The organism is Marinilactibacillus kalidii (assembly GCF_017599325.1).
In the GTDB taxonomy this organism is placed as follows: domain Bacteria; phylum Bacillota; class Bacilli; order Lactobacillales; family Carnobacteriaceae_A; genus Marinilactibacillus; species Marinilactibacillus kalidii.
This window is the reverse complement of sequence record NZ_JAGFVM010000009.1, coordinates 1-10459: the sequence shown is the minus strand read 5'-3', so window position 1 is coordinate 10459 and position 10459 is coordinate 1. Positions and strand designations below refer to the sequence as shown.

Genomic DNA, 10459 nt, shown 5'->3' with positions numbered 1-10459 from the left:
ATTCCTTTAGACGGATAGCTAGAATGGTTGTATTGTTTCATGATTTTTACTCTGATTCTATTTAAAGATCGATTAATCAACTGGGTGATGTGAAAGCGATCAATAATGATTTTTGCATTTGGAAAAAGCTCTCTTATAAAGTACTCATAAGCTGCGTTCATATCAATCACGATGAGTTTTACCTGCTCTCTCACTTTTAGCGGATACTTTTGAAAGTGAAGTTTGAGATAAGCTTTTCTTCTATCAGGAAGGATATCGATCACCTCATGTGTATCGCCATCGGCGTAAATGAAGCTCATCGAACCTTTCACATTTTTGACTGATTTGAATTCATCGAAAAGCAAACAAGGCGGTAAAGATTGGAAGTCAGGGTAATAGACTTGGGCGAATGTGCTAATCACTCGCTTAACGGTGGAAGGTGATACCGTATGTTCTTCTGCTATATACTTCATAGAAAGATCTTCTCTTGATTGAAAGCCGATGTGTTGCTTTACTTTCTTAGAAATAAAACAATGTTCTTCGACTTCTGAGGAATGAGCAGAGAAGGTCTGTGTACAAGACTTACAATAGAAACGTTGTTTCTTTAGATAAAGGCGCGTTGGATACCCAGCCACCTTATTCCAGACCATTTTAGTTAGCTTGGTTCCGTACTTAATAATGTTATAATCGGCGTTTTTAACACCGCACTTAGGACAATAGCCTGGTGTATAAGTGATTGTCCCACTGACAATATTGGTTAAAGTTCCTTTTAGGGTTTGACGATCGATCTGAGTCAATGTGATCGATTCATCTTGGATATGAAGCAATTTTTTGATATCATTAGATTCAAGCAAGCGAGATTCCTCCTATAGATTTGGTGTGGTAACTATAGTCTATCAGAGAATCTCGCTTGTTTCATTTTACATAAAAATAGTGTTGGCGAATTCTCACCAACACCAAATATTATAGAACCTAAAAAATCAGTTATTTATAGCTGAACTTACAACAAACGAAAGAAATGGAGAATGAAGATCAATGAAAAATAAAGCAAAATGTCTTACTTTAATTGCACTAATAATATTACTGATTCCACAGACTGTCTACGCTGAAGAAGTAGAATCAAGTCTTTCAAACTCACTTGGATGGATGACTTTGCTTCCACCAATTATTGCCATCATCCTCGCATTTGTGACTAAAAATGTTGTATTGTCTTTGTTTGTGGGAATTTTTTCGGGGACGATTATCATGCAATTTTATGATGGTACAAATATTCTCATGGCCATCTTTGCTGGGTTCGCGGATATTGTAGACTATATTTTAGGCTCATTGGCTGATCCATGGAATGCAGGGATTATTCTACAGGTTATGACAATAGGGGGACTGATCGCGCTGATTACCAGTATGGGTGGTGCACAGGCAGTAGCTGAGAGTTTAGCAAAAAAAGCAAAAGGACCCATCAGTGCACAATTGATTACTTGGGCATTAGGCATTCTGATTTTTTTCGACGATTATGCGAATGCACTGATCGTAGGTCCGATTATGAGACCCGTTTCAGATAAAATGAAAATCTCAAGAGAACGATTAGCCTTTGTGATTGATGCAACGGCAGCACCAATTGCAGGAATTGCTTTAGTCTCAACATGGATTGGATATGAAGTTGGACTAATCAATGACGCTTATCAGTCGATTGGCCAAAACGTTAATGCTTACGGGATATTTTTAGAGACCATTCCTTATCGTTTCTACAACATTTTGATGCTACTGTTTGTTGTCGTGACCTCACTAACATTAAGAGAATTTGGTCCAATGAAGAAAGCACAGGAAAGAGCTAGAGATACTGGATTACTGATTGAAGCTTCTTCAGAAGTTGAAGCGGGTGACGAAGAACAAGCAGTATTAGATAAAGAGAAAGCAACGATCTGGAACGCATTAGTTCCAATCGTCAGTCTCATTGTGTTCAGCTTCCTAGGCTTTTACATGAACGGACGCGCTACTATCTTAGCGGGCGAAGATACCTTACTTGCTCAAACAGTCATGAATGCGCCGCTATCCTTTGAGACAATCAGAGAAACATTCGGGGCATCAGATGCTTCAATCGTATTATTCCAAGCAGCTTTGATTGCAAGTATCATCGCACTAGTTATGGGCGTTACCCAAGGCTTATTCAATTTCAGTAAAGGTATTGAAATTTGGGTAAACGGCATGAAAACATTGATGATTACAGGGGTTGTATTGTTATTGGCTTGGTCATTATCAAGCGTGATGAATGAATTAGGTACGGCAGATTACTTGGTATCCTTATTGGGAGACACATTACCACCAGTTTTGTTGCCTTCTGTTATTTTTATTCTAGGGGCAGTTATTTCGTTTTCAACGGGAACTTCTTATGGCACAATGGGTATTTTAATGCCTCTGGCCATTCCTTTGGCAACGGCTTTGCAGCCGGGAAATCCTGACTTTGTTATTATGTCAGCTGGTGCTGTTTTGACAGGCGCTATTTTTGGAGATCACAGTTCACCGATTTCAGATACGACGATTCTATCGTCAATGGGTGCTGGTTCGAACTTGATTGATCACGTCAAAACACAATTACCTTATGCCTTAGCTGTCGGAGTCATCTCCATCTTTTTTGGCTACTTGCCCTCAGCAATGGGACTGAGTATATGGATCGTGTTACCGATAACTTTTGTTGCAACGGTTGCAATGGTCTTCTTGCTTGGAAAAAAAGTAGATACAACAAAACCTGAAAATAACGAATACGAAAAAGCTTAATCTCAATGATTAAGCTTTTTATTTGCGACAACATTGATTAAGGCTTACCATAGAAAGTAAGATTTTAATATAGGAGGTTATGATCAGCGTGAGTATTCAGGTGAAAACATGGCGTGGAGATATTACGACATTATCAGTTGATGCGGTCGTCAATGCCGCAAATAAATCGCTTTTAGGCGGTGGTGGCGTAGATGGGGCGATCCATAGAGCAGCGGGATCAAAACTATTAGAAGCGACTCGTGCATTACATGGTGCAAAAACAGGTGAAGCCAAAATGACAAAGGGATTCCAGCTACCTGCTGACTACGTCATTCATACAGTTGGGCCTGTTTATAAAGATGGTCAACAAAATGAGGATATCTTATTAGCAGATTGTTACGCCAATGCATTGAAGGTGGCGAAAGAAAACAAATTGAAATCCATTGCTTTTCCAGCTATTAGCACCGGTATTTATGGATATCCTTCGAAAGAGGCTGCAAAAATAGCGATTGATACGATTAATCATTCATTGAAGGTTCCTGGCTCGATTGAAGAAGTCGTACTAGTTGCCTACGATGAGGATACGGAAAATCTTTATAAACAGCTATTGGCAGATAATAAAGAATAAAAAAGGAGTGTGTAAAATGAAACAATATGCAAAATTTGGATTAATGATATTAACCTCTACAATCGTTATGTATGGCTTAATGTACTTAAATGTATTTGAAATTGCAGACGCTAAATTTAGTCAGACAAGAGTATTTATGGCGATTTTAATGGGCGCTGTAATGGCCATCATCATGATGCTATTTATGTGGAAAATGTATAAGAATAAGAAACTGAACAGTATAATACTGGCAGCTTCTGTCTGTGTTTTTGGTCTATCACTATGGTTGGTAAGAAGCCAGAAGACAGTTGACGATGTTGCATGGATGAAAGCAATGATTCCACACCATTCAATTGCAATTTTAACTAGTGAACGTGCGCAGATAAGTGACCCTAGAGTTCGAGAGCTTGCTGATGGTATAATAAAAACACAAGTGGAAGAAATACAACAAATGAATGAACTGATTGCTGACCTTGAAAACGATGAATCGGACAATAATAGTGCCCAGCAAGCCCAAGCGTTATTATTGGGGAATTTCCCTGTCGTAGAAGGACCACAAATTTTAAATGGGATTGGAATGAAATAAATGGATGGTAAGAAAAGAGCGAATATCAAAATGGGCGCTTTAGTCGATATCGTATTAAAAAAAGATCAAAGATCTGGTAAATTGACAAGAGGACATGTGAAAAGAATCTTGACGAATAGTGCCCAGCACCCTCACGGTATAAAAGTAATGTTAGAAGAACAAGATCAAGTAGGAAGAGTACAAGAAGTCCTATAAAAAAAGCACTTGCTGTGAACGACTTAGAATCTTTTTGATTCGTCGTTTTAGCAAGTGCTTTTGATTATTCTGTTGTGTCAGCTGTATCTTTGGTATTGCCTAAAGCAAATGTTAGAAGGAAACAGCCTAACCCTAGCGCAATCGTAAGCAGATAGTACCAAATAGATCTACCAGCTTGCAAATCACCCAATGCATTCGTATTTGTTAAAATGGCAATTGGAGAAGCTGCAACTAATCCTAATATACTAGCATACGTATAAGTTGGTTTAGTCTCGAAAAAATAATCAATCGCTTTACTGATTAAAATGATGCCTGACAACATTCCTAAAGCATAAGCACTAAGCAGTATACCAAATGGAATCATTGTGCTCATATCAAAGGTCGATAGTGCACCAGTAAACTGATTGATCGTATAAATGACGGCATAATAGTAACCAAGAATCAACATGAGTAAAGAACCGCTGACCCCAGGAATAACCATAGCCGCAGCTGAAACAACACCTACGAAGAATAAAGCTAAGAAATGACCGATCGTTAATGAAATCGTCTGATCGGTCGTACCACCTGTTTCAGCAAAAGCCATCCATGTAACGATTCCAAAAAAGACAAAGAAAAGAATGATGTGGATGACGTTGATTGATTGTTTTTCAACGATCATACTCTTTTTAAAAGAATGCCATAGAATGGGTAGACCACCTAAAATGAGTCCGATAAAGGCAACCGCTGTAGCAAGTGTGTAACGAGTGAGTAGTAATTCAATAAAATATGAAAAACCAGCAATGCCTAATATTGCACCAATAACCAGCGGACCTATAATGCGGGCGCTTTTTTTAAATTCACTTTTGATATGTGTGACTGCATGTATGACATCATCATAAATACCAAAGGATACGGCCATTGTTCCACCCGAGACACCGGGAATAACGTTTGTGATCCCAATGATCATCCCTTTAATTATCATCCAAATATACTGCATAAAAATCTCCTTTTTCTGTTCAAAATGTTAAGTTAGAATATCTTTATACATTCTAGCATATTTAATGATATAAAGTTAAAATAAATCGTAAATAAATATCTCCAAAAAAACGATGCATTCTTCTTAATAGAAGAGTGCATCGTTTAGTTGTGTCTCAGAAGATAGGTTCTTAGGCTAGGTACTAGACCGCTATCGCACTGAATAATAAGTTCATCATTAGCCTTTAATACGGTCGTTTCATCAGGTTCGAAGGTATCTTTGTATCGAACGATTTCTAACAGTTCTGCTTCTTCTGGGAACGTTAAATCTTGATAAGCTAGACCATCAAAGAATTGATCCGCTTCGACAATGAGGCTGATCGTAACTTTTTCACCATTCGGTCTTGCATCCAATTGCTTTGTTGCATTGTCCATCAAACGTTCATACAATGATTTCGATCCCAAAAAGTTTGCGACGACGTATGTACAGAGACAGACTAAACTTAATGGCATGAGCTGACTTTCAGTACCGGTGATTTCCGCAATTAAAATGATAGAGGTCAAGGGAGCTTTGATGACAGCTGTCATCAGACCGCCCATCGCATACATGATAAAATTTTGGTAATAAATCGTATCTATACTCGAATAAGTCAATGCGAGATTTCCATAGAGCGCACCCACGAGTGCACCGATACAAAGTACTGGGAAAAAGATACCACCTGGAAGTCCGGAAGAGTAAGAAACAAGTGAAAACACAAACCTAAACAAAAGAATCCCAAATAGTAATTGAGTCGATAAGCGAGTAGAATCAATGATATCAATGATCGCTATACCGCCACCAAGCATATTGGGTAGGTATAAACCGATTGGTATAACGAGTAAGAAGGGAATAAATCCATGATAATAAGAAGGAAAGGGTAATTTCTTATATAATTCTGGTAAATAAATCAATGCTTCTTGATAGAGTCGTCCAATGATTGCTAGTAAGCTGCCTAAAATAACCAAATGCAAATATTGGTCAACGGGGAATCGGACAGCCGCCCCTAAACTTAGAGCGGGCTCAATTCCAAATATTCTTAGAGCAACGAAGTTCGCAACGATAGAAGATGTAAAAGCAGTCAATAATAATACACCCGAAAATTTATGATGGACTTCTTCTAGTATAAACATTACACCTGTTAGTGGGGCACTAAAAGCCGCAGCAAGTCCAGCGCTAACGCCAGAAGAGAGTAAAATATTTTCTTGCGAGCGATTGCCTTTTAAAAATGTATTTACACCTTTACCAATCACACCACCTAAGTGAATGGATGGACCACCTCTTCCCAAAGCCAGACCGGAACCTAAGGCTAAACTTGCACCAATTAATTTTCTCCAAAAAATAGAAAACCAACGAATATTAGTGATGCCATATAGCTGACTTTCTACATTTCTGATGCCTGCGCCTTTGATGTGCGGTTCGTCTCGAATGAGTTTGGAAACAATAAATGCAACGAATAAGGTGAGAAAAACCCAAGCAATAATCCAAAGTGAATTTGATCGCATGATAGTATAAGCACCTCGTGTATAGGCCAATAAAACGTTGATGGTATATCTAAACAAACTAACCATTATACCAACAAGTGCGCCAACGAGAACGCCTTTCGCAACAAAGGAGATTTTTTTAAAATCAAGAGATGGATGAATGTTCATGAAATGCTCCTTTTAAATCGTATCTTTAATATAGAAGATACTGAAATTTGATAAAAACATCAAGTTATTTGGATCATTATTTAGCCCAATCAACTTCTATTCTTCACTGGTTAGGAATAGGCAAATGAAGTTTAATAGCAGTATAAATTGTGGTATGATGATGTAGATGCAACAAATTGATGTAAACTTAAATAGAAAATGAACAAGACACATGTAAAGGTGGTCGTTCAATGAATTTAATGGGAATCGAGTTGACCTTACTGATTTACGATGCCTACTCTTTGAAAGATAAAAGGAGTATTGTCAAAAGTATATTAAAAAAAGTCTCCAATCAATTTAATGTGAGTGCGGCAGAAATTGATGCATTAGATAGACAAAACATCACAATCATAGGCTTTGGTATCGTAGGAAATAATCGTGTTTTATGTGAAAAAGTATTGAATCAGATTATTACTTATATCGAATCACATTATGAAGTTGAAATGACTAAAATCGATCGTCTAATCTACTAGTCATCCATCATTGGATGAAATGAATTGAAGTAAAGGATGAAATAAAAGTGAATACAGAAGAAACTTTTCCAATAATCAAAAAAACGATAAGTGCGTCGTTAATGGATAATTTAAATTATTACACAAAAGCGCAATTAGTCGAAGTAGCTAAGCAGTTGAAAGTTGAAACAAAAAAAAGCTGGAAAAAAAGTCAGTTAGTTACAGTACTGACAGCTTCCATTCCAAAACAATTCGATCAGTTTTACAAACCAGTTGTAGAAGACATATTGAATCAATTTGGTGAACAAGTGGAGCAAGCTTTGGGTTTCCAACAAATTCAACAGATAGAAGTACTTGCACCCCTTATTAAAAAAGGGTTTTTCTATGTTTACCAACAAGAAAATCTGTTGGTTCTAGTCATACCAGATGAAATTTGGATGACACTTTGGAAGAACGATGAAGTGGAAGAAATCACTTTTGAAATAGATAGCAAGAAATTAAATAATTTCGCAGTAAACGAATCGGATGCTCGTTACAAACTATTACAAAAATGGAAAGATAATGCGATTCAAATATATGGCCATGCTTCAGCTGTCTATTTTTCTACTATTTGGAACAAATATTATGATGAGCAGCTGACAGCCGAACAAGTAGAAGATATCATTAATCGATGATTGAATAGTAAAGAGAGGATGGGATGAAGTTGATAAAAATCATTATAGATTCTGGTATTGATCAGAATACGTATATGAAAGAGAATTATGACTATGAGTTTCTACCGTTAAGCGTGATTATTGAAGAAAAAGTTTACTTAGATCAAGAAGAAATATCATTAAAAGAAGTGCATCAATATATGAGCGAAGGGATTATGCCTAAAACCTCTCAAATCTCTCCTCAATCATTATTAAATTTGTTGGATGAAGCAAGAAAAGAGAGAGAAGATGTTTTATACCTTTCGATTTATAGTCAATTTTCTGGAACATTTCAAGTAGCCCATTCTTTGATCAATGAATATCGAACGAATCATCCAGAAATGAATATTGAAATCATTGATTCTTTAGGCGGTTCTGGTGGTGGTGCATTGCTCGCTCTCCAAGCTATGGAGATGGTAAAAAGTGGTTTGAATTTTGAAACTGTCGTCAATCAGACAAGAGAAAACACTAAACATATTCGGTATCATTTCACACTGAATGATCTTAATTGGTTGGTTAAAGGTGGTAGACTTTCAAAAATGGCTGGTGCGGCAGGTACAGCATTGAATATTAAACCTTATTTAACAGTCGATCACACGGGTATTATCGTAAAAAAACTTGTCCGCGGACAAGAACGAATATACAAACGAATCATTAAGGATGTCAAAGAAGGCGTTGGAACGTTTGATGATCAACTAGTCACGATCAGTCATGTAAATGATCTTGCAGCAGCAGAAAAGTTAAGAGAGATGGTTGAAACGGCATTACCGAGTGTATCAACACAGATATTAGATATAGGAGCGGTTCTAGCTGCGCACCTAGGTATCGGCGGCGTTGGGGTCTTCTATTTTGATGAAAAACCAGAAACGTATATGTATCTGGATAAATAGAATAGGTTATTCATAAAATGAAAGCTATTTAGCCTGAAACCTTGGCTAAATAGCTTTTTTATATGAATATACAATGCATATTGTTTGAAGAAAGTATGACCACTCTATATACTAATGTAAGTAATCAAATAGATAACAAAGGAGACAAGATAAATATGAACAATATGACAAACACTGTTCAGAATGGTTTTAATTCATTTTTGAACTTCTTACCTCAGTTATTACTTGGTATAGTACTTATTATTGCGGCATGGATCGTAGCAACTTTGGTGAGTAAGGCAGTATCAAAAGGGTTAAAAGCAATCGGGATTGGAAAATACTTCCAAAAATGGGGGGCAACAAATACTGAAGAGCAATCACATATGTTGATTGAAACATTCAGTAAAATTGCTTATTATCTAATTTGGGTATTATTCTTACCGGGTATCTTCTCAACATTTGGTCTTGATTCAATTGGACAACCAATTATGAACATGATCGATACGGTATTGACCTTTATTCCAAATATCATTGCAGCAGCTATTGTATTGGCATTAGGATTGTTTGCCGCAAGATTTGTTAAAAACCTCGTATACAATCTTGGACTTGCAGCCAATATTGATAAACACCTATCTAAGTTGACTGGTGAAAACACAAGTAGTACTGAAATTGAGAAAAATAAAGGAACAATAGCTTCAGTAATAGCGAATGTCGTTTATTTCTTAATCTTGATTCCAATTATCCTTGTAGCTTTAGATGTATTGAATATCGACACGATTGCACAACCAATTAGTTCAGTGCTCAATACAATTCTTTCTGCTATTCCAAATATCCTTGTAGCGGTTATCTTATTGATTGTAGGGTTTGCCCTTGCTAAATTTGCGGGTACAATTCTTACGGATCTTTTAAGAAGTTCAGGAATCAACAAATATTCGTCTTATCTTAAATCATCAAGTAACATGAACCTTGATCTTGCAAAAATTATTGGTCAAGCTGTATCAGTTTTGATTGGACTATTCTTCTTAGTTGAAGCATTGAATGCACTAAACCTTGAAATGTTGAATGGCATCTTGAGTGTAGTGATTGGATATGTACCAAACGTATTATTTGCTGCTATCATCATTGGCTTAGGTTTCATCGGTGGTCAAATGTTGTCAGCAGGTATCAAGCGTGCAACTGGAAGTATGCTTGCAGGTGTATTGACTAAGTATATCTTGATCATCTTCTCGATTTTCATGGCTTTAGATCAATTACAATTTGCATCAGCGATTGTACAAGCAGCGTTTATCTTCATCATTGGTGGATTATCAGTAGCCTTTGCTTTAGCATTTGGTCTTGGTGGTCGCGAATTTGCCAAAAAACAACTTTCACGTTTAGATAGTAAAATCGATGAAGAAGCGAGTAAAACGGGAACTGAAGAAACGAACACAACAGATTCACTATAATTAAAGAATAAGAAAAGAGCTGATCATAATTGATCAGCTCTTTTTATGTGCGCCCGGCATGAGCGACAACTTGGTGGTGAAAGTCCACTACAGGCTTGGCAGTAGAAACTGTTAGCGAATGACAAGGGTGTCCGCCGTGAGGCGGAATCTGAAGGAAGTCGGACGCAAATGCTCGCACTGACGAACAGAAACTTCATATCA

At 37.1% G+C, this 10459-nt stretch carries 11 protein-coding genes; 8 read left to right on the top strand and 3 right to left on the bottom strand.

Features of this window, described 5'->3' with window-relative positions; all coding sequences use genetic code 11:
• A partial coding sequence (locus tag J5J05_RS02115; RefSeq protein ID WP_208559039.1) for an ISL3 family transposase occupies window positions 1-833 on the bottom strand: 833 nt, incomplete at its 3' end.
• A 181-nt stretch (window positions 834-1014) separates the two neighbouring features.
• Between J5J05_RS02115 and J5J05_RS02110 the strand changes: the two genes are divergently transcribed.
• The 4 genes from J5J05_RS02110 (at window position 1015) to J5J05_RS02095 (ending at window position 4118) form a co-directional block, all read left to right on the top strand.
• A complete protein-coding gene (locus J5J05_RS02110; protein ID WP_208559038.1) occupies window positions 1015-2751 on the top strand; it encodes a Na+/H+ antiporter NhaC family protein in 1737 nt (578 codons plus the stop codon).
• 94 nt (window positions 2752-2845) lie between these two features.
• Window positions 2846-3358 (top strand): O-acetyl-ADP-ribose deacetylase, encoded by a 513-nt coding sequence (locus J5J05_RS02105; RefSeq protein ID WP_341868492.1) that lies wholly within the window; start codon window positions 2846-2848, stop codon window positions 3356-3358.
• A 16-nt stretch (window positions 3359-3374) separates the two neighbouring features.
• Window positions 3375-3923: a DUF305 domain-containing protein gene (locus J5J05_RS02100; RefSeq protein WP_208559036.1), complete on the top strand. Its 549-nt coding sequence runs from the start codon at window positions 3375-3377 to the stop codon at window positions 3921-3923.
• Window positions 3924-4118, top strand: a complete 195-nt coding sequence (locus J5J05_RS02095; protein WP_208559035.1) for a YwbE family protein — start codon at window positions 3924-3926, stop codon at window positions 4116-4118.
• 64 nt (window positions 4119-4182) lie between these two features.
• Here J5J05_RS02095 and J5J05_RS02090 read toward each other — a convergent pair whose 3' ends face one another.
• Window positions 4183-5094, bottom strand: coding sequence for a DUF368 domain-containing protein (locus J5J05_RS02090; protein WP_208559034.1), 912 nt, complete (start codon window positions 5092-5094; stop codon window positions 4183-4185).
• A gap of 143 nt (window positions 5095-5237) precedes the next feature.
• Window positions 5238-6761, bottom strand: coding sequence for a ClC family H(+)/Cl(-) exchange transporter (locus J5J05_RS02085; RefSeq protein WP_208559033.1), 1524 nt, complete (start codon window positions 6759-6761; stop codon window positions 5238-5240).
• 230 nt (window positions 6762-6991) lie between these two features.
• On the opposite strand from J5J05_RS02085, the gene J5J05_RS02080 reads away from it, so the two are divergent.
• The 4 genes from J5J05_RS02080 to J5J05_RS02065 all read left to right on the top strand — a co-directional run bounded on the left by J5J05_RS02080 (window position 6992) and on the right by J5J05_RS02065 (window position 10258).
• The gene (locus J5J05_RS02080) at window positions 6992-7273 is read left to right on the top strand and encodes a DUF503 domain-containing protein (RefSeq protein WP_208559032.1); all 282 of its coding nucleotides are present in this window, start codon (window positions 6992-6994) and stop codon (window positions 7271-7273) included.
• A 47-nt stretch (window positions 7274-7320) separates the two neighbouring features.
• On the top strand, window positions 7321-7926 hold the full coding sequence (locus J5J05_RS02075; protein WP_208559031.1) for a hypothetical protein: 606 nt from the start codon (window positions 7321-7323) through the stop codon (window positions 7924-7926).
• Between the two features lie 23 nt (window positions 7927-7949).
• Window positions 7950-8834 (top strand): DegV family protein, encoded by an 885-nt coding sequence (locus J5J05_RS02070; RefSeq protein WP_208559030.1) that lies wholly within the window; start codon window positions 7950-7952, stop codon window positions 8832-8834.
• Between the two features lie 155 nt (window positions 8835-8989).
• Complete coding sequence (locus J5J05_RS02065; RefSeq protein WP_208559029.1) at window positions 8990-10258, top strand: mechanosensitive ion channel; 1269 nt, start codon at window positions 8990-8992, stop codon at window positions 10256-10258.
• Window positions 10259-10459 lie beyond the last annotated feature (201 nt).

Excerpts from the sequence above, each read along its gene's own strand:
- J5J05_RS02090 (WP_208559034.1), bottom strand. The coding sequence starts at position 5,094 with ATGCAGTATATTTGGATGATAATTAAAGGGATGATCATTGGGATCACA.
- J5J05_RS02095 (WP_208559035.1), top strand. The coding sequence starts at position 3,924 with ATGGATGGTAAGAAAAGAGCGAATATCAAAATGGGCGCTTTAGTCGAT.
- J5J05_RS02100 (WP_208559036.1), top strand. The coding sequence starts at position 3,375 with ATGAAACAATATGCAAAATTTGGATTAATGATATTAACCTCTACAATC.
- J5J05_RS02065 (WP_208559029.1), top strand. The coding sequence starts at position 8,990 with ATGAACAATATGACAAACACTGTTCAGAATGGTTTTAATTCATTTTTG.
- J5J05_RS02085 (WP_208559033.1), bottom strand. The coding sequence starts at position 6,761 with ATGAACATTCATCCATCTCTTGATTTTAAAAAAATCTCCTTTGTTGCG.
- J5J05_RS02070 (WP_208559030.1), top strand. The coding sequence starts at position 7,950 with ATGAAGTTGATAAAAATCATTATAGATTCTGGTATTGATCAGAATACG.
- J5J05_RS02110 (WP_208559038.1), top strand. The coding sequence starts at position 1,015 with ATGAAAAATAAAGCAAAATGTCTTACTTTAATTGCACTAATAATATTA.
- J5J05_RS02080 (WP_208559032.1), top strand. The coding sequence starts at position 6,992 with ATGAATTTAATGGGAATCGAGTTGACCTTACTGATTTACGATGCCTAC.